The organism is Propionispira raffinosivorans DSM 20765 (assembly GCF_000381065.1).
In the GTDB taxonomy this organism is placed as follows: Bacteria; Bacillota; Negativicutes; order Selenomonadales; family Selenomonadaceae; genus Propionispira; species Propionispira raffinosivorans.
In genome coordinates this window covers 1-20,059 of sequence record NZ_KB905873.1, presented here as the reverse complement: position 1 = coordinate 20,059, position 20,059 = coordinate 1, and the positions used below count along the sequence as shown (strand labels likewise).

The following is a 20,059-nucleotide window of genomic DNA, read 5'->3' as shown; positions in this document are numbered from 1 at the left end:
ATTTTTTTTTAATCCTTCAATGAAAATTCGGCGTAAGCCTTGCAAAATTTGTTTAGTTGAAAACCCTTGATCTTGGATATGAAAATCAATGTTATGTAGTGCAGCCAATAATGCCTGGATTTGTACACTAAGCCCCTGATTGTCCTCAACAATTATACTTTGATTTGCTAGACTTCTTGCCGCAGATCGGACACCACCGCCATAGCCATTTTCGCGAATTCCTCCAATCGTTTGATTCGATCCTCAATACGTTCCCTTGCTTCCACACCCGAATCCGAGTCTTTCAACATATCAGCCTCGTCAAAAATCATATTAATTATAGGAAACTCGATACCCTCGTCAGCACCAGCCGCCTCAGCAAGGGCAACCCATTCCACAGACTTATTAATTGAGTTTCGTGCGGCCTGAGTTAGACAATACCGAATGAGTACTTTTGCCGAATAGTCCAAACCATCAATGAGTTTAAGCCACTTTTCGACCTCATCATTTTTTCCAGCAGCACTAGTAACACTTCTTACCTCACGAAAATATCTTGGTGTATCATCTTCAGGATCAATACTCTCAAGAATTTTCAAAAGTGGTTCGAGTTCCTCAAATGGCCGCTTTCCGTCTGATAACGTATGCCGATGCTTCCAGAGATTTAAGATTGCATCACAACAGGCTCGCATCTTTGCCGGTCGCTCTTCAGAACTGGCTTTTTCCACGTTCTGAATCAGCTCTGCAATGTAATGAGCCATCCACCGTCCGAGAGTATCTACAGACTGATCAATGCCAAGTTCTTTCGTCAATTTTCTACCCAACTCAAGCGTTGCTTCACAGCGTACTGATACTGCTGTCGGACTTGATAAGGAATAGTCGTGCACTTGACGGGATGAATCCAATGTCATCATTATTACTCCCTTCCCATCGTGAGTAACGGCAACGCCGTTCAATTTCTACTTCCACGATTAAATCCATTTTTAGTTCCTGTAAAAGCGATACAAGGAACTCGAATGATACTTGAAAACGTTTCCCACTTTCATGACTCGCTTCATTATCATCTTTCTCCTGAAAATGTCCCCATACTTGAGACCAAGCAACATTAGTAGAATCATTTTTAACAAACCATCGACGATGCTCGGCGTCGGAATTAAGTTTCATAAGATCGATGATATAAGCAGCTGGTTCAAGTGATGGATACATAATAGATCCGGCCCACGGATCTTGTTCATCCAGCCTATTTCCACAGGATTTATCCAAAATCCAACCTTTGAGTTCAAATCCTTTAAAGTTAATTTGTAAATCATCATCGGCATCAGGTATTCGATAATCATGTGGATTATCTACACTCTGTAATGCCCGGAGCAATGCCATAGAACGTTCGGACGAAACGAGCGCACTGTAAACACAGATTGACTCCTCTCGTCGCCCCGAAACCAATGTCCAACGGCCCCAAATATTTATTCGACCTCCAGGCGCTATGAGAACTCGATCAAAGTCATTTCTTGCAATAGACCAACGCCAATCTTTCGTTTCCTTTTCATCCTTCCACGTCGGCCTTTCAAGGGGGATTGGATCGCGACGATCTGCTATCCAGCCACCATCCCAACGGGAAAGGTCATGGTGTTTCAGCCAATTTTGAAAATCATCTTCAGAATCATCAGGATCGTGATGCACGGGTGTCGTTGCCAGAAGATTCCCGGCTACCACCATCATTGCATGGTAAGAAAGATAGAAACGCAATTCGTCTACACGCGGATATGAACCATGAGAGTGATGGGTCTGCATACCTTTAAAAATCTTTCTTCGGTGACGCTCATCTTCATCCAAACGTCTACCTCCAGATATATGCCAGTCGTTTCTAATCAATTGTAATGCATCACGTTCAATGCTGGTTTGCGACTTAGCAAAACACCTACCAAGCGGGGCAAGCCAGTATGGACCTATATCGATGCCAAAATAGAACCGATCTTTATCGTCTTCAGTATCGTCTTCAGCATCAGTTTCTGCGTTTTTCAAACGCTGATAAGACTTCGATTCTATTAGGGAAAATGGAGATGTATTAACAGCCGTGATTCGATGTCTTAAATCAGCCTGAGATTCCAAAAATCCTGCATCCAACAAAGTAAGGATCGTTCTCTTTGCAAACTCCCGAATGAGGAAATGAGGCTCCCCATCAAACACTACCTTAATCAAAAAGTCGCCATAAGGGGCAACGAAATTTGGATGATCGTTCGCCGCACGAGCTAGCCCGGTTAGCAACCATTGGCGTGCATGTCTCTCATAAAAATGTAAGTGAGCGTCATAAAAAGCATCAGCTGAGGTTCCGCTCGCTAACTTCACGAGATGTTCGATGACTTTTTCATCTCCAAACGTGCATAACGCGCGGACTACATGTGCGGCTTCCCAACGTAAACTTGCTCGTGGAGCTGCAAGACATCCCCAAATATAACCGGCAACTGAGCCCTCAATTTCACTAGGAGGCTCAAGCTCGCACGACCAAGAGCCGTCGCCATCGCTATCCTCTAGAACTGGCTCAAATAGATCAAGTCCAAAAGAAAGTACTTCTAAAGCTTCGCTTTCTGTCAGTTTTGGGGCGAGGAGTCCTACCAACGTGAACAAACGATCTGCTCCAGCTACTTCGGCAACTTCACCAACAGCTGTAAGTACCATATCGATTACATCATCTTCAGTAATTTCGACCAACTCGCACGTGGTCTTAATCGGGAGCGCTTCATAGTACCGACTCTTCGCAATTGTCATGCAAAACCGACGGCAAAACACCCTCAAAGTTTTGACAAGGGCCGACTTAACTGCGAGCCGACTTTTCCATTTTTCAGGAAAATATTCAAGAAGGATACGTAAATGATAAAGATCAAAATTGCCTACATCTGAAATAGCAGTAATGAATTCAGCCTCTTTGCCAATATTCACCCGAGAGCACATTTCCTCAAAAAAATATTCATGGTAATACGGCGGCTCGAAATCTTTGAACCGTTGGTGCGCTTGCCAAATATCATTGGCGATGCTTAAATCAAGACCCTTAAAGATTTCGTTCCAATCACGCTTATCCTTACACTCTCGCTCCGTGACAGAATCTATGCCGTAACAATTCTCTCCTGACTTGCTAGCTTTTTCCTCACATTCACTCAATTTAATACGTTCATCAAGTTCCAGATACACTATGCCATACTCACCCAATATGCTCTTGAGTTCACGCCATTTGCCTACACTCTGCCTTTCCAGCGTCATATAACGGTAGACAAGTGCTGTTACGGCCTCTCTTTCAGCCTTGTTTGTGGATTTCTCCAAATAGTTATTGAGCAAGAAAGGCTCATTCCAGTCGACACGAAAGCCGATCAATGCCAGAGCAATTTTAGGATCAAGATCGCCACGTGCGACGAGAAAATTGACCGCGATTGGCAATATCCGTTCTGTCGACCCAAAATCTCGATCCCGCCAACGACTAAGGATTGCAAGAGAAGACTTCCCACATAGACCAGAAATTGCCTTTATAGTAGCTTCCCAATCAAAATATTTGTCCCTGACAACATAGTCATAAGTCAGCTCCGTGCAACGCGCTAGCCGATATGCTATCATCGGATTCGGCTTATCCCTCGAGGCAGCTCGGCTGGTCAATTCCAAAAGCGCTCCCCATCGGTCCAAGTTCTCATCACCAATTCTGCTTGCGACTTCCACGGCCTGATTAAAATAGGCAGCGGCTTCCGAGCTACTTACCGTCAAGATCGCTCTTGCCAGTTTGACAAAGCTGTCTGATTTCGATTCGGCGTCTTCACGCACGTTTCGGATTATATCAAACGCCTTACCAACGTAGTCAAATGCACACTCCTCCAACATAGGCGAGCGGGCTGCTAGTCGAGCAAGATGTGTAAGCGTTGTGGTGAACAATGGTCGCTTGAGATTGTTAATCCATTGATTAAACACATCGACTGATGCAGTATCAGTGCTTTTAGCAATCAACAAGGTATCAAACCAAATTCGAGCAATTTCATCGGAAGTATCTGAAATCTCCTGGTAGCTATATTCTATAATTTTTGCAGACTCGGCCTTCGCTTTGGCAATATCGTTCGCAAGATCCGTAGAAGATGTTTGACCTAGGAAAATGGTCGACCATAAACGATACCACGGTAGAAGAGAACCAATGCTCTCTTTGAATTCTCGCGCGTCCTGAGACTCCGAGTAGGACTTCGAAGCTTCCAACTCTTTTCGCAACTCATCATGTGCCAAATCAATCAAATTTAGTGATTGACTGCTGAGTGCTGCTCGCAGGGCATATGCCCGAAGTAGAAGAAAGCGCTGCCTGTCAAAGCGAGATGAAAGACTTCGTGGAGGCGATAAAGGCAAATAGCGTGTCAGAAGAGCAATCAGTTCGTCGGTAGTGGCAATTGATAACTTATATGCAGCTTCCGCCAGCGCGGTAACTGCGGAGATGGAGCTTCCCTCATTATCCCAGTGACCACTATCTTTGAGCTTTACGAGTGGATTCAAAGCCAAACAGAATGCGCGCTCCATGACACGCTTTGGTAATACTCTATGAACCTCCCGTAATTCCAACGTAATCGCAAGTATAAGGCACAAGTTATTGCCAGCAGCCAATGCAAGCTCATTGAGATCTTGATAACGACCATGATCAATGAACCGACTCGCAAGGATTCGTCCAACGCGAAACGAAACCTCACGGGGATGCCATCTACGCAAATCACCTGCGCATCTATCAGCGCCGTAAATGTTGAAAAAGGCACTCGCCATTTCAAGGATATCGTTATCTGATACTTCTTCCTTTTTTCGTTCTTCGTGCGGAAGTTTACTCCAGTTTTTCAGCCATTCACTAGCCATTCGAAGTCTAGAACGTGCATCCCCCAACAGTTCATTCCTTCCAGACAATAACGCGGCTTCATAAGCATGATGGGAGCCGATCCACCCCGAACCAAATGTCTTTCGCGAGACGATTTCCTGAATACGGTCGCTTTCCAAGAATACTGTCGCCAAATCTATATTATCTTGAAGAATTTTGCGTTGCCGTTCATTACCTGCACTTTCACCACCAGCCTTTAATGCTAATTTCGCTGCGTCAGTGTAGTGTTTCGCACGTAAGCTTGCCTTGAGAGCAAATTGTAAACGTTGCAGTTCAATATCGCGCTTCTCAATGGGACTAGCACTCGGTAGCGCTTGCGAAGACAACGCGAGTACTACAAGTTCTGCAAACTGCCCGGCCTCCAACATAAGTTGTGGCAGTGCGGAAGCTACATAGGAGCTACTTGCCGCGAGCGGCTTCAGCTTATCCACAAATCTCGCAAGATCATTGGAGGTTGGCTTGAACCGATCTCTAAACCATGTCTCGGCAGGTTCATCAAAGAATTGAATCGTGTCACCAATGACAAGGAGCGGTCGCCCCAAATCGAATGCAAAACTCTTGATCGCACCCTCTTTGACCTCCGCCATTGACGCCAGAACAGACAACGGAATCAAAGGTCGGAGCACAGCCAAGCCAGCACAAATTCTGTCTATTTGTGTCTTCTCGATAGTTCCTACCGCATCGCATAGCCTCGCGACGGCGTCATTGAGTAGATTCCCAATCGTATCTTCAACTGTAGTTGGATTAGGGCCGAGGGCACGGAGAGTATTGTTTAGTGGTACTTTCCATGAAAGCGCCAGTGCTTGAACGCGAGGATTATGGGAACTCAATCGATCGAATTCATCAACATCTTGTTCGGTGGCGTCGATGAAAACTTGCCGCAAATATGCCGCAGTTTCATTTCGACTGAAAGGACGAAGTTCTAGACGCAATGCCGCGGGTGGAGGGTCAAGATATTGTTGCCGATGTGTCCTGCACAAAGCGACCAAACGCACGCCCACTGGCAGTTGCTCGCGGATCAAGTCACGCACGAATGACCGTGCTTCGCCATTTTCCATTGCTGCCATTTGGGCGTTGTCAGCGGCGTCGATAATGATACAAAGAAGTGCTTGCGCATTATTTGATCTAAGCGAGGTGATGCTTTGCTGTAAACGATAAATGAAGGCCCTCATATAGTCTGATGGTTCGCTATGAGCGCTAGGAATAAGAGGGTGGCACAGCCCTTGGGAGGCCAACTCATTTGCAATCTGAACGAGAGCATCCTTATGACGATGCCGATAACCGCTAGCACTACGGTATTGGCCATTGCCAAAGCAATCATAGAGAACGCTTGATGATCCATTAGGTAGCCCCAACTTGATACGTGTTGCAAAAACCGACTTTCCTATTCCGCCTGCAGCATGAACAATGACAGCTATACCACTTGCTTGCACAATCGCTTGAAGAAGCTCTGGCTCTTGCTCACGTGAGACCACGTTTTCAATATCTTTAATAAGACACGGAGCAGGAAATAAGCGACTCTCATCAGTTTTGAGCGCCCTGAGTACGTCCATTCTGTTAATGGTCGGATTACTAGAGCTAGTTGATAGAGCCTTCCTAGTCACTAGCTCTTTCAATTGAACGGGGGCGTCAACGTCTGCATCAGCTAGGTAACAGCTAATATCTTGAACCAACATATTTTGTTGGTCCCATAGACCTTCCTGATTTCCGTCAAGATGCAGTAGCTTACAGAAGTTTGTAAACTCTGTGCCACTTAAACTCGTAAAGCGTTCTAGCTTTTTGAGGTCATTGCTGTGTCGTGCCGAAACATTTTCAGCGGCGTCATAAATAGTTTCTAAAATGGCGGCATTGATTGGGCGATTTGAAACAAACCAAAATTCTAACTTGTCATTCAAAGTATCTATCCCAAGGCGCTGTTGAAGTTCCCTGTATCGTGCGGCAAATCCTTTAAGCGTTTTTTCCAGTTCACTTGGCGTCCACTCTTGATCAATTCTTACGGTTGAATGCTTTAGCTGAATGTACCGAATAAGTGTTGCTTGTTCAAGTTTCTCACTTCCATAGTACTCACCGACGTCAATCAGTTCTTCACCACTTATAATAGATTCTGCTGCAACTACTTCTGATAAAGATGGTCCCTCAATCGTAACTGCTTGCAAGGTTGCAGTAGGCGAAATAAGAAGTAGGCATCGGCGTGCCGCCCACAAGTAGTGAAATTGATCGCCATCACGACTCGCACGAACTAAATTTGTTTTGGACATTTAAATTCATCCTTCCACGAGAAATACCAGGTATAATAGTAACTAAAAGAAGAGAAATATTCACTTTACCTCATAAATATTTCTCTTCTTTTAATTACACTATTTTTCCTGCTATATTTACAAAATTTTACGAATTAACCATCCATATAGCCGGAACCAATTAATACCAATAATATAACATATTTTTTACCATTTAGAATTCACCTTTTCATTTTTTCTCAAATCACTTTATTTCAAATTAACTAAATATCCAACTTAAAAAGTATCACTGTTGTCCAAGCTTTAGGCTACTTGGATTTCCACATTGTCTTGTGATCTTTCTAATCCAAATATTTCTTTCTGCCCATCGTGCTGTTCCCAATATTTTTACCCTAATAAATTCAAAATATAGATTTAAAAATCATTGGGTTGTTACAACTTGTAACATGACCCTTAAATACCTGCAAAAAGTCCCTGAAAACGAAAAAAGGCTCTCCCCGAAGAGAGAACCTTGAATTATTAATTTGGTGACACACCGGGGAATCGAACCCCGAACCTACTGATTAAGAGTCAGTTGCTCTGCCAGTTGAGCTAGTGAGTCGTAAAAATGCTTTTTAATGTTACGAACATTTTTTTGCATTAAGGCATAATCAGTTCACTGACTACGTTGACTATATTACCAGTTATAGGTAACTTTGTCAAGCACCAGCCATCTGAATTGCTTAAATGGAAAGCTGCTGAATTTCGACGGATGATTTGCGTCAATGATGCCAAACTTACATTGCACAAAAGCCGCTTACTCTATCTTAAATATCTCATAGGTTGCCAGCGGAAATTTTATCTGCCAATAAGCCTTCAACGGAAGCTTTTTTTCAAGAAGAGTAATGACTTTCAAGGTTCCACCATGAACCGTTAATAAAACATTTTTTATTTCTTTTTGTCTTACCACTTCACTTTTTAGTTCATTCCAGGCATTTTTCACCCGCTCATAAAAATTCATAAAACTTTCGCCGCCCGGCAGACAGTAATGCTGCCAATCATCGCCCCAAGCTTTCCATTCTACAGGATATTGTTTTTCAATCGTCAAATAATGCAAGCCCTCCCATTCGCCAAAATTCAATTCACGAAAGCGATCATCTATTTTTAATGCCTGCCCGTTCGTAATGATTTTTGCTGTTTCCATTGTACGTATGGATGGACTTGTCCATATTTCATCAAATTTAACATAGGTCAATTCTTCTTTTAATGTTATACATTGCTTGCGACCTGTTTCATTCAGGCAAATATCCGACCAACCGAAATATACCTTGCGTCGATTATATTCTGTTTCTCCATGGCGAACCACATAAACATTCATGATAACAGCCCCTGTTTTGCAAGACCTGAAAAAAGAAGCATGACCACAATTTCACCAAGTTCATTACCAGCACCAAGTGTATCACCCGTCATTCCGTCTAGTAATCGTACTATATACCACTTGTAGCATAAAACAAAGCCTATGCTGGCAAAATAAAGTATACTGCCACAAAGAATCCCATTCATGACTACAGCAAAGAAGCCTCCCAAGAACAAGCTTTTATAGAGATTTATAGGTTCGATCTTGCCGATAAACAAATTGCCCAATCCTTCTTCTCGTGCATATTTCGCTCGCATAAGAATTGGATTCAAAGATCTTGACAGGATGGGTGCAGAAAGCAAAGCCAGAATCGTTTGCTGCAGATCCAACGAACTCAGACAGGCAAAACGCAAGAGAAAATCCAGTCCAACTGCCACAGCTCCATTTGTTCCAATTCGGCTGTCATGCATGATTTCTAAAATGCGTTCTCGGCTGCGGTCAGAAAATATTCCATCGCAGGTATCCGCAAGACCATCGAGATGAAAAGCTCCCGTCAGGCAAACGTTTGAAATCAGTACTAAAGTTATAGCCACGTTTTGGGCAAATACCTGATAAGCTAAAGCAAAAAATATAACATTCAATAGCCCCAATAAAAGACCAACAATCGGTAAATAACAAATACTGCGTGGAAAATCTTCTATTTTAACCGTAAGCTGTGTATCGATGGGGATTCTTGTAAAAAATTGAATCATTAAGATACATGCCTTCATTTTTTCACCTGCTTCTATTTTATAATGCTTCGCCAACAGTTTTGCCAACCTGCTCTTCAAGTTCCGCCATTTTAGCCACATGCCAAACTGCATCCATCATCGTTTTTAACATTACGAGAAATAAAACAGCCCCCGTTCCTTCACCTAAGGCTAAGTCTGCACGAATGGGAACATCGTCTGATTCAATCCCCCCCAGAGCCAAAGCATAAAACATTCCGGGTTCGCGTGACAAATGGGAAGCAATACCAAAATCAGCAACGCTTGCATCCATTTGTACCGCACAGGCAAAAGCTACAGCGGTAATAAATCCATCTAATACAAATGGCATATTTTGCTGCCGACATTCTATCATAGCTCCACAAAGTGCTGCAATATCAAAACCGCCGACAAATCGGATCAAATCTTCAACCTTGTGCATTTCGTCACGGTGAAGACGCACCCCTTTCGCAATGACTTCGCATTTTCGTTTAATCACTTCTGGATTTTTTTTATTGGCGCCATAACCAACAATAAATTCGGGCTGTACATCCGTTAAAGCATACAACACTGCGGATGAAGTTGTCGTATTGCCGATTCCCATCTCCCCAAATGAAAGCAAATTATAGTTTTCCTGTTTCGCAGTACGAACCATTTCTTTACCTGCTGCAAAAGCTTTCGCAAATTCAACAACGGACATCGCTGGTTCTTGCAAAAAATTCCTTGTTCCATATGCAGCTTTACGATTAATGCCAACCGAATTTTTATTACGAATTCCCACATCAATTACCTTATAGGGAATATTGTTGCTTTGGCAAAAACAACTAATCGTCGCTCTGCCAGCAATCATATTTTTTGCCTGCAAATACGTGATTTCTTGTGACTGCTTTACTACAGACTCTACAACCACGCCATTATCGGCTGCAAAAATCAAATGAAGCGGCCGTATCTCCGTCTGCATTTTCCCCCAGCAGCAAAAAACCTTTTTAATTTGTTTCTCCAACAGCCCCAAACTATTTTTCGGTATGGCCATCTCATCAATCAGCCGATTCGCTCGTTCTTCTATACTCATTTTCAGCACCTCAAACTCTTATATTTTAAGTTCAACACCGCTTTTCTTTTCCCGCATTAAAACTTCTGTCAAATAAACAATTTGCGCACCAGCCTCCACCGGCGGAATCCCATCTTTATAGATATTGGATACAACCGTACGCTGCGATTCCGGTTTTTGCGAACTGGCTTCATAAGCCATATAGACACTCATACTTTCACCGGTAGCCAGACCTGGTCGTTCACCAATGAATTGAATGGTTACCTTAGCCCCCAAAGCCTCACTGATCTTATCCATTGTTGCCACTCTACTATATTTCACAAAAATAGGCGTCCCCACCGAATAACCTTTTTCCACAAAACCATCCAGCATAATCGAATAAATATCTTCTAAATTGGCATTAATTGCATAGGCACTCAACCCATCTGCAGCAATAATTTGCACATCGGGCTGCTGAATACAATCTTTCTTGATTGCCTGCATCGTTTCCGGTGCAAAAATCCGGCCTAAGTCAGGGCGACGAATATACTCTTCTTTGTCTTTTACCATTGTTTGTATTTTATAAAAACCCAACCGATCAACAATTTTTTCATCAACATAGGACCATACGGTATCCATTGCAATTGCATGATCCGCACGAAATTTCAATAAGGTTTCCGTTTTAAATCGTTCGCCGGCTCTTCCCACACAAATACGAGCATTGGTTGTCTTTTTAAGTCGCTGACAATTCTCCATACTAACTGGCTTATCGACCAACACTTTTTCTTTTATTTCCGGTAAAGAGATATCTCGAACGAATTCTTCCATTTTTAATCATACCTTTCTGGTGCTCAAAGTATGAGCATATTTTTCGTTTATTGCAATCCATATTACACCATGAATATAGATGGATCTCCCGCTTTTTCGGTCAATTGACCATTTTTAAAGATACCCAATTCTTCCATACGTTGATCAAATTCTGCAATCGTTTTTTTGTGTCCGATTTTTCTCAAAGCTGCTGCATCATGATAACTCGTCGTCTGATACATGAGCATAACATCATCACCGCCCGGTATTCCCATAATATAATTGCAATCGGCCAAAGTCAGCATCATTGCTAAATTCTCTAAGTCGTTCTGATCCGCCTTCATATGGTTTGTATAACATACATCAACCCCCATCGACAGACCAGTGAGTTTTCCCATAAAATGATCTTCAAGTCCCGCCCGAATCATCTGACGCCCATCATAAAGATATTCCGGACCAATAAACCCAACTACTGTATTTACAAGAAAAGGATTATAGCGTTTTGCAAACGCATAACAACGTGCCTCCATAACTAATTGATCGGCTCCATGATGTCCATCGGATGAAAGTTCAGAACCCTGACCTGTTTCAAAGTACATGAAATTGGGTCCCAATGAACTTTTCCGCTCTTTCATCATCGCATAAGCTTCATCCATGAGTTTAACATTGATGCCAAAAGCCCTGCTGGCAATTTCCGAACCCGCCAAACTTTGAAACATCAGATCCATTGGTGCTGCATATTTTTCTAAAATTTTCATCTGCGTCGTGACATGCGACAACACGCAGTTTTGTGTTGGGATTTTCCATTTATCCATGAAATTTTTAAACTCTGTTAGTACGGCAGCTACGCTGCCAATAGAGTCAACCGCTGGATTTAACCCAATGACCGCATCCCCCACACCATAGCTTAGACCTTCCATTAGGGAAGCCATGATGCCAGATATATTATCCGTAGCATGATTTGGCTGTAAACGAGCCGATAAAGTTCCCGCTCGCCCAATGGTTGTATTACAGGTTGCTGTGACATGCATTTTAGCAGATGCACAAACAAGATCCATATTGCTCATAAGTTTTGCAACGCCTGCGATCATTTCTGCCGTAAGTCCGGGACGTATTGCCGCTATATCGGCTTCGTCAGCACTGAGTAAAAACTCACGAAACTCCCCTACGGTTAATGACTTTATTTTTTGAAAGACCTCTATATCCAGTGCGTCCTGATCTGCTCGGGTAACATCATCTATTTCATAGGGAACAACAGGATTTTTCCTCAGATTCTCCAACGTCATATCCGCCAAAACCACTTTTGCCGCAACGCGCTCAACTGTATTTTGTGCCACAATACCTGCCAGCACATCACCAGATTTTTCTTCATTTGCTTTAGCCAGCACATCTTTCACATCGCGAAACGAATACACGTTTCCAAATAAGCTTGTTTTTAACTTCATTTTGCCGCTTGCCTCCCTGTGCTCTCAAACACATTCTATCTATCAACATTACAATTTTCAATTTTTAAACAACAACGTTTTAACTACCACGGGCACCACATTGGCCACAGACTTACCAATATCAATGTAATCACCCATTTCGGTCTTAATGCAATCTAAACAAATCACGCTTTTATTCCCAGCTAAACGTTGCAGTGTTTGCCCCAAAGCTTTCGCAAAGTCATGTTCAACGACTACAATAAATGGCTGTTCAGCCCCTTGCAAGCCAGCAATAATAGCTGTCGCCATTTCCTTAATTTGAAAATATGTGGGCGCCGCCGCTCCAACAAAACCAATCGCAATCATTTGCCCCGGAAACAAGCAGCGCTTATTTATAATTTCTTCTTGCATTGACTTGATATTTTTAATTTTTAATACAGGTAAATTTTTAAGCGGCACGATCGTATCATCAAATAGTACCGTACTTCCACTGATATGTAAGGAATAACTTCCTGCCCCTATAACCGTAGCACGTATTTTTTCTTTCGCCACGTGCAGCGTAAGCGGCATATTTTTCAAATGTTTCCGAATGGACCACCCCAGTAACGGTCCAATATCACCAAAGAGATTGACGTCTTCTAACGTTTTTATTTCATGTTCATTATAAATAAATTCTGCTACACCACCGGAAAACATCAGATTTTGCAGTTGCCAGCCTTGATGCAAATGTTCAATAAAAAGGTCTTTTGTTTCCTCATCCAATATTTCCCCTAAAGAGATTTGCAAAAACATCCTAGCGAAAGCATCTGTCAATTTGATCAATTCCAATAAATCTGCCCGTGCGCCAATTGCCAGTACTAAACCTAATGTTTGAATCAAGGCTTTAATTTTTTCTGATATATACGTGATCCGATGTTGTTCGTCCAAACAAATCAGTCGACCACCAATATCTAACGCAAAAGCATCGAGAACTTGTCCGCCAACAAATACCACAGCATTTGTTGTTCCACCACCGATATCAAAATTAATTATTTTTTCCGGCAACTGCTCTGACAACCCAGCTGCGCCAGCTCCATAGCCAGCTAAAACTGACTCTAAATCCGGTCCGGCTGTTGCTACGACAAAATCTCCAGCGAAATCAGAGAGAACATTAAGTACATCCGCCGCATTCTCTTTACGAGCTGTTTCACCCGTAATAATAATTGCCCCTGTAACAATATCTTCTTTACGTATTCCCGCCATTTCATATTCGGCAAGAATGATTTGCTTCAACTGCTCGACATCAATTACCCCGATATTTTTCATAGGTGTAAAATAAATTTTACTTCGATAGATAATCGTTTTATCGGTGATTTTAACTTCGGGAATTGCTGTCAAAGCTAAGCTTTCAATTGCAATTCGGCTAAAAATCACTTGCGATGTTGTCGTTCCCAAATCAATCCCTACGCTTAAAATCTCCTGTCTCATATTAGATAAACCTCGTATGTATGAATTTAGCAGATATGCCCACGTTATAGCACATCTGCCTTAACTCATTCTTATTTTCTATTTTTCGCCTCACAAATTATTGATCAAGCTCATCTAAAACGCCAAATTCTTCTTCAAATGGTCGAATATTTTTATTCCCCCAAATAAAATAATAAAGAATAGCCACTACATAAATGCCGAGTACATAAGGCAATACATCACTAGATGCAATCAATAAACTAACTAAGCAAAAGACAGCCATTAGTATACTAATGATTGGTACAATAGGATAATATACCCGAAATGGCCGTTTTAATTCTGGTTCTTTTTTACGCAGAACGAACAAACTCGTTAAGCTGATAATATACATAACAACCGAACCAAAAGCTGAAATCGTAATAACAACGTCCGTAAGTCCTGTCAAAGCCGTTCCTAAACAAATTAAACCTGGTAAAATCAAGGACCACACTGGGGTATGATGTTTTTTATCTAACTTAGCCAAAAATTTTGGTAAATAACCCGTGCGGGCCATTGCATAAGTTTGACGTGAGTACCCTAAAATAATGCCATGCAGTGAAGCTACTAAACCAAATAAGCCAACACCACTCATAAGTAAAACAGGAAAAGATCCATCACCAAAAACCGCACTCAATGCAAGTGGCAAAGGGAAATCAACAGAATCAATCAAGTTCGTATCGGCAATTCCAGCAGTAAGGAATAAAGTTAAAAAAGCCATAACCATGAGGCTTCCCATCCCCGTTAAAAAACCTTTTGAAATGTCTTTTTGCGGATTCACCATTTCTTCAGCATTCATGGCCCCACCTTCAATTGCTAAATAAAACCATATGGCAAAAGGTACCGCTGCCATAACGCCTTGAAATCCATTTGGAAAATATGGTTCCACCATAACCCGAGAAAGTTCAAAATGAGGCAGCGCCAATATCCAATATATAACAAGTCCGACTAAAGCAATAATCGTTACGGTTAGTTCAAATGTCGCAGAAACTTTCATACCTAGATAATTTAAAAAGATAAAAAACAGAAATGCTGCAACGGTTGCTGCCATAACATCAATGCCCGGTACCATTGCATGAACATAACCACCTACAGCAAGGGCGATTGCTGGTGGTGCAAATACAAATTCAATCAGACAGCTGATGCCATTCATATAACCACCAAATTTCCCCAAAGCTCGCCGTGCATAGGCAGACGGACCACCGGCATGTGGAATCGCTGTAGCAAGTTCCGAATAAGATAAAATAAAGGTCACATAAAAAATTGTAACGGGAACCAGTGCCAGCGCTAATCCCATAACTCCACCTGCGGCAAAACCATAACTCCAGCCAAAATAATTACCAGAAATAACGAGACCAACGGTCAATGCCCATAAATGGATTGGTTTCAAAACTCTCGATAGACTTGCTTCTTCTGGGGTTGCCTCTAAAGCTACACTTTTACTAACTTCCATAAATATTTCCTCCCTTTTTGCAATAAAAAAGCCTGACAGACTGCATACTAAACTACAGTTACTGTCAGGCTTCATTGCCTTTAATTTTTTTAGATTATCCATGACTTTATTTTTCCGGTCACAACGTCCAATAGAATAAAAAAAACGCCCAAATAAAAGTCAGAAAACCTGACGATCTATTGGGCGTTATTGCCTATTATTCCATTGTAAAACCAAATATTTCTGATTTCATTCTTATCTTACATCATCCTATTTGTTTTTGCAAGTCATTTGCTGTAAAATTTTTTCCGCAAGAGCAGCCAATGTCATCTGCCGTTTCATGGCTTCCTGTGAAAGGCGGCGATGCGCCTCTTGCGCTGAAATCCCCAGACGATCTTGAATCAAAGATCGTGCCTTACTAATCGTTTTTTGCGCACATAAAGCTGCCTGCATTTTTTGCAATTCATTGCTCGTACAATCCATCTCAGCCCAACGCGCATAGGCAATCTGCACCGCAGCTAAAAGATTTTGTTCTGAAACAGGTTTGATAATATAACCATAAACATGAACTTTTTCGGCTCGTTGAATGAGTTTTGCCTGGCTATTTGCTGTCACCATAATAACGGGAATGTTTAGTTCATGCATCATTTGAGCTGTCTCTAAACCATTTAATTCGGTCATCATAATATCTAAAATGGCTAATTCTGGCTGCATTTGTTTAGCCTGTTCAATCGCTTTTTTCCCATTATCACATTCAGCACAAACAATATGTCCGGCTTCTTCTAAAGCCTCTTTCATATCCGCGCGAATCAAAATTTCATCTTCGGCCAATAAAATCGACAAGGTCTTCATACCGCTTTTGCCTCCTTATCCGTTGTTAGTTCACGTAAAGGGAAGAAAATGTTTGCCACAACAATTCCTTTTTCCTGCATCAGTTCAAATTTTCCGCCCATTTGTTCACATATCAAAAGCTTCACCAAATAAAGTCCTAATTTTTTCCGTTCTTTCTTTGTCTCTTTTTCTTTTATTTCGTCCCCATTGTTTTCAATACGAATCATAACCATACCTGAATCTTCGCTGATTGTAATATTTACTTCACCACTATGTACACAATTTTTCAAGCCATGTTTTACAGCATTAGATAAGAGTTCATTTAGGACCAAGGCAATGGGAACAGCCTGCTTCGCCTGAAGAAATACCGCCGTACCCCGCACGTTCGTTTTTACTTGTTGTTCTGGTAAAGTACCACTCTCGATGATTTTTTCCATAATATATCCGGCTAGTTCTTTTAAATTGACTACATCTTTTGCCTGATACGTAAAAACTTCATAAACTTTAGCAATCGATAAAATACGATTAATACATGCCAAAAATTCTTCCTTAACTTTTTCCTCTCCGGTTCGCCGCATTTGCATATATAATAAAGAAATTACATTTTGCAAGGTGTTTTTGACTCGATGATTAATTTCTTCAATAATGACAGACTGCATATCAATACGACGTTCTTTTTCACGAAGTTCCGTTACATCCTGAACGGACACAACACAGCCACTTAGAATTCCCTGAGAAATAAGCGAATAGGCACGAAAAATATAACTTGCTGATCCATATTGCATATTTTTTGTGTCCCACAAATCTTCCACGAGGGAAGTCAACGACTGGTAGCCTAAAAATTTCTGTAAATTTTTCTGCATAACATCGCCTTGCCACAAATTTCTTGCAATCACACTTCCCTGTCGATTTGCATACGTTATATTCCCCTCAGGATTTAAAACAAAAATGCCGCCAACATTCCAGTCATCCCATCCACAGCCAGTTTTCGCTAACGACATCAATGTCTGACTTAAATGATCTGCTGTCTGTGCCAAAAACTCGACCTGCTTTTCCTGCTCTATTTTTGCAGAAATATCTTTTTCCATAATTAAAGCGCCAATAATTTCCCCTTTGGTATTTTGAATTGGAACCACGGTCTGGGCAATGGGTACCCCCTCCTGACTCAGGCCACGCACATTTGTACTTTTTTCCCCAAATAAAGCCGCTCGATAAACCGCTGGTTCACATTCTGCGTACGCAATTTCACCAACAACACTTTTTTTATATAATGACGACAGCGTATCGGCATGAGCCCAGGCTAAAACAATACTAGCACTGCCTTTTTTTAACGGTGCATCAATAAAAATATCCGTATCGTTCAAAGTTGCTATCATTAATAATTGCTTTCCCAAGGCTTCTAATTGGCAAATATCCGTGTCTAGCAGTGCCGTATATTCTAAACACAGCTTGCGTATCCTTGCCTGATCTTCCATTTCATCATCTCCAACACATAGAAAAAGCCCTATCATTCACAGTGATTTTCTGTAAATTATAGGGCTTCATTGCCTAACAAACTATAAAGTTAACTTTAGTGTACTATATTGGTGAAAAACTGTCTATAAGAAACTAGTCTTTTTTAGAATCCATTTTTTGTCATATTCATATTGTTTTATATTATGTAAAGTTGTATACTGTATATCAATATCCTTTTCAAAGAGACAAGCATTACATTACAATGGAGGTTATCACTATGAGTTATCATGTTATGTTTCCAAATTACACAGTCGGAGTCGATTCGTATACAAAAATACCTGAAATATGTCGTCCTTACGGTAAAAAAATCGCTATTATCGGTGGCAAAACCGCCTTGCATAAGGTGCAAAATGAAATTAAAGCTGCCCTTACGGGGTCAGGACTTGAAATACTGGATATCATTTGGTATGGTGGTGATTCAACACCAGAAAATGTAGAAATGCTTAAACAAAATCCGTCGATCCAAAATGCTGATATGCTTTTTGGTATTGGTGGTGGACGAGCTATTGATACCTGTAAAATGACAGCACACGACTTGGAAAAACCATTTTTCACTTTTCCAACAATAGCCAGTACGTGTGCAGCCTGTACCGGTGTAGCCGTTCAATACTATCCAAGCGGTGAATTTCGCGGTCTTTATTTATCTAATATTCCTGCTAAACATATTTTCATCTCAACAAAAATCATCGCCGAAGCACCGGACTTATATCTCTGGGCTGGTATCGGTGATACATTAGCCAAGCATTATGAATCAACTTTTTCCTCTCGCGGCGATGAACTCGAACACTTCAATGCCCTTGGCATAAACATAAGCAGTTTAAGCGTTGATCCGCTCGTAAAATATGGAAAAAAAGCCATGCGTGACTGCATAGCCAATACACCAAGTCCTGAACTTGAGCAAACCGTTTTATCGATTATCATAAGTACGGGTCTGGTTTCGAATCTGGTAGATAATGATTATAATAGTTCATTGGCACACGCAGTCTACTATGGCGTAACCAGTTTGGGGAAAGCTGCCGAAAAACATTTGCATGGTGAAATTGTATCCTATGGCGTCCTTGTATTACTTACGCTCGATCAGCAAGCAAAAGAAAGAGAACGCATTTTCAACTTCAATAAAAGTATAGGATTACCAACAAAATTAGCCGATCTTGATATCCTTAAACAAACAGATTTAGAAGCACTTATTCAAAAAGCCAGTGAAACAAATGATCTTGTGCATGTTCCCTATAAAATCACACAAACCATGATTCGTGAGGCCATTCTTGAACTCGAAAAGTATAATAAAAATATCAAAGCAGCGGCTTCTTAATCAATCTTAAATAATTTTATGATAATTTATTGATTCTTAGAATATGCTAGACAAGGATTTCAAGTTCCTGTAATATAAACCATGAGATTATGCTTTGTATGAATAGGTGGTATTTTACAGATGATGACTTTAATCATTCTTTTTATTGTTGCATTTTTTGCTGGAATTCAAAATGCATTAGCTGGCGGTGGATCATTTCTTACCCTTCCAGCTTTGATGTTTACCGGACTTGATGCCCGTGCAGCCAATATTACATCCACCGTTGCACTTTTCCCCGGACAAATCACCACAGGATTTGCCGGACGCAAAAATGTTTCCGATTTACCGCAATTATCTTTTAAAGCTTTATTTATTATCAGTTTCCTCGGTGGAATCATCGGTGCCATTTTATTATTGGCAACACCAATTTCTTTGTTCGAAGCACTTGTGCCGTGGCTCGTTTTATTTGCTACCTTGGTTTTTTTATGGGGCAGTTTTTTTCGTAAAATCGATGAAAATTCCAAGACATTAAGTCGCAATAAAACAATTCTTAGTCAAATTGTCATCTCAATTTACGGTGGTTATTTTGGCGGCGGCATTGGAATATTAATGTTAGCGGCCTTAACCATTGCTGGTTTAGCTGTACGAAAAGCTGGTGCCACAAAAAATGTATTAGCTGGTGTCATAAATGCTTCAGCTGTCTTTATTTTTTTATTCTCTAATGAGGTTGCATGGACACAAGTCGCCGTTGCAGGGATTGCCGCAATTGCAGGAGGTCAAGTCGGAGCATTCGCCTTGCAAAAGGTAAATGAAAAAGCCTTGCGAATTTGTATTATTACACTCGGCTTCTGCTTAACAATAGGTCTGTTCATGAAAACAAATAACTCGTTCTAGTCATGACCTCCGGTAAACCGGAGGCTTGCTCAAGCCCTGGAAGGGCATATTACTAACATAAGCCCCTCAAGGGGCGTCCGAATGGTCTAACCAACGTTTTACTTTTTCGGGCGACCCCTAAAGGGGCTTTTTATTTATGCCTTTTGCTTCTTGCTACCCGTAAACGGGTCCACAAACTC

13 protein-coding genes and 1 tRNA gene are annotated in these 20,059 nt (G+C 41.4%); 2 read left to right on the top strand and 12 right to left on the bottom strand.

All coding sequences use genetic code 11. The annotated features are described in order from the left end of the window. Nucleotides 1–167: 167 nt before the first annotated feature. The 12 genes from avs3b to F606_RS0118540 all read right to left on the bottom strand — a co-directional run bounded on the left by avs3b (nt 168) and on the right by F606_RS0118540 (nt 17,655). A complete protein-coding gene (avs3b, locus tag F606_RS0118595) occupies nt 168–890 on the bottom strand; it encodes an AVAST type 3 anti-phage protein Avs3b (RefSeq protein WP_154651213.1) in 723 nt (240 codons plus the stop codon). Then, nucleotides 814–7,113 (bottom strand): AVAST type 3 anti-phage nuclease/ATPase Avs3a, encoded by a 6,300-nt coding sequence (gene avs3a / locus F606_RS0118590; RefSeq protein WP_019555396.1) that lies wholly within the window; start codon nt 7,111–7,113, stop codon nt 814–816. The genes avs3b and avs3a overlap by 77 nt, the downstream gene beginning before the upstream one ends. Before the next feature lie 504 nt (nt 7,114–7,617). Continuing rightward, nucleotides 7,618–7,693 (bottom strand) — tRNA-Lys (locus F606_RS0118585). A gap of 195 nt (nt 7,694–7,888) precedes the next feature. Further along, on the bottom strand, nt 7,889–8,449 hold the full coding sequence (gene cobC, locus F606_RS0118580; protein WP_019555395.1) for an alpha-ribazole phosphatase: 561 nt from the start codon (nt 8,447–8,449) through the stop codon (nt 7,889–7,891). Beyond that, nucleotides 8,446–9,198 carry an adenosylcobinamide-GDP ribazoletransferase gene (gene cobS, locus F606_RS0118575; protein ID WP_026329488.1) on the bottom strand — a complete coding sequence of 251 codons (753 nt, stop codon included), beginning with the start codon at nt 9,196–9,198 and terminating at the stop codon, nt 8,446–8,448. Before cobS ends, cobC begins: the two co-directional genes overlap by 4 nt. Before the next feature lie 19 nt (nt 9,199–9,217). Further along, on the bottom strand, nt 9,218–10,246 hold the full coding sequence (locus tag F606_RS0118570; protein ID WP_019555393.1) for a nicotinate-nucleotide--dimethylbenzimidazole phosphoribosyltransferase: 1,029 nt from the start codon (nt 10,244–10,246) through the stop codon (nt 9,218–9,220). 18 nt (nt 10,247–10,264) lie between these two features. Then, on the bottom strand, nt 10,265–11,032 hold the full coding sequence (eutC, locus tag F606_RS21680) for an ethanolamine ammonia-lyase subunit EutC (protein WP_019555392.1): 768 nt from the start codon (nt 11,030–11,032) through the stop codon (nt 10,265–10,267). Nucleotides 11,033–11,094: 62 nt separating this feature from the next. Continuing rightward, the gene (locus F606_RS0118560; RefSeq protein ID WP_019555391.1) at nt 11,095–12,456 is read right to left on the bottom strand and encodes an ethanolamine ammonia-lyase subunit EutB; all 1,362 of its coding nucleotides are present in this window, start codon (nt 12,454–12,456) and stop codon (nt 11,095–11,097) included. A gap of 57 nt (nt 12,457–12,513) precedes the next feature. Then, nucleotides 12,514–13,902, bottom strand: coding sequence for an ethanolamine ammonia-lyase reactivating factor EutA (locus F606_RS0118555; RefSeq protein ID WP_019555390.1), 1,389 nt, complete (start codon nt 13,900–13,902; stop codon nt 12,514–12,516). Between the two features lie 97 nt (nt 13,903–13,999). Further along, a complete protein-coding gene (eat, locus tag F606_RS0118550) occupies nt 14,000–15,370 on the bottom strand; it encodes an ethanolamine permease (protein ID WP_019555389.1) in 1,371 nt (456 codons plus the stop codon). A 249-nt stretch (nt 15,371–15,619) separates the two neighbouring features. Beyond that, complete coding sequence (locus tag F606_RS0118545) at nt 15,620–16,201, bottom strand: ANTAR domain-containing response regulator (protein WP_019555388.1); 582 nt, start codon at nt 16,199–16,201, stop codon at nt 15,620–15,622. Then, entirely contained in the window at nt 16,198–17,655 is a 1,458-nt protein-coding gene (locus F606_RS0118540) for a sensor histidine kinase (protein WP_019555387.1), read from the bottom strand. The genes F606_RS0118545 and F606_RS0118540 overlap by 4 nt, the downstream gene beginning before the upstream one ends. Before the next feature lie 257 nt (nt 17,656–17,912). Here F606_RS0118540 and F606_RS0118535 point away from each other — a divergent pair, with 257 nt between their 5' ends. Next, nucleotides 17,913–19,007, top strand: a complete 1,095-nt coding sequence (locus F606_RS0118535; protein WP_019555386.1) for an iron-containing alcohol dehydrogenase family protein — start codon at nt 17,913–17,915, stop codon at nt 19,005–19,007. 120 nt (nt 19,008–19,127) lie between these two features. Then, nucleotides 19,128–19,880, top strand: a complete 753-nt coding sequence (locus F606_RS0118530; protein ID WP_019555385.1) for a sulfite exporter TauE/SafE family protein — start codon at nt 19,128–19,130, stop codon at nt 19,878–19,880. The last annotated feature ends 179 nt before the right edge of the window (nt 19,881–20,059 follow it).

Excerpts from the sequence above, each read along its gene's own strand:
- avs3b (WP_154651213.1), bottom strand. The coding sequence starts at position 890 with ATGATGACATTGGATTCATCCCGTCAAGTGCACGACTATTCCTTATCA.
- avs3a (WP_019555396.1), bottom strand. The coding sequence starts at position 7,113 with ATGTCCAAAACAAATTTAGTTCGTGCGAGTCGTGATGGCGATCAATTT.
- cobC (WP_019555395.1), bottom strand. The coding sequence starts at position 8,449 with ATGAATGTTTATGTGGTTCGCCATGGAGAAACAGAATATAATCGACGC.
- cobS (WP_026329488.1), bottom strand. The coding sequence starts at position 9,198 with ATGAAGGCATGTATCTTAATGATTCAATTTTTTACAAGAATCCCCATC.
- F606_RS0118570 (WP_019555393.1), bottom strand. The coding sequence starts at position 10,246 with ATGAGTATAGAAGAACGAGCGAATCGGCTGATTGATGAGATGGCCATA.
- eutC (WP_019555392.1), bottom strand. The coding sequence starts at position 11,032 with ATGGAAGAATTCGTTCGAGATATCTCTTTACCGGAAATAAAAGAAAAA.
- F606_RS0118560 (WP_019555391.1), bottom strand. The coding sequence starts at position 12,456 with ATGAAGTTAAAAACAAGCTTATTTGGAAACGTGTATTCGTTTCGCGAT.
- F606_RS0118555 (WP_019555390.1), bottom strand. The coding sequence starts at position 13,902 with ATGAGACAGGAGATTTTAAGCGTAGGGATTGATTTGGGAACGACAACA.
- eat (WP_019555389.1), bottom strand. The coding sequence starts at position 15,370 with ATGGAAGTTAGTAAAAGTGTAGCTTTAGAGGCAACCCCAGAAGAAGCA.
- F606_RS0118545 (WP_019555388.1), bottom strand. The coding sequence starts at position 16,201 with ATGAAGACCTTGTCGATTTTATTGGCCGAAGATGAAATTTTGATTCGC.
- F606_RS0118540 (WP_019555387.1), bottom strand. The coding sequence starts at position 17,655 with ATGGAAGATCAGGCAAGGATACGCAAGCTGTGTTTAGAATATACGGCA.
- F606_RS0118535 (WP_019555386.1), top strand. The coding sequence starts at position 17,913 with ATGAGTTATCATGTTATGTTTCCAAATTACACAGTCGGAGTCGATTCG.
- F606_RS0118530 (WP_019555385.1), top strand. The coding sequence starts at position 19,128 with ATGATGACTTTAATCATTCTTTTTATTGTTGCATTTTTTGCTGGAATT.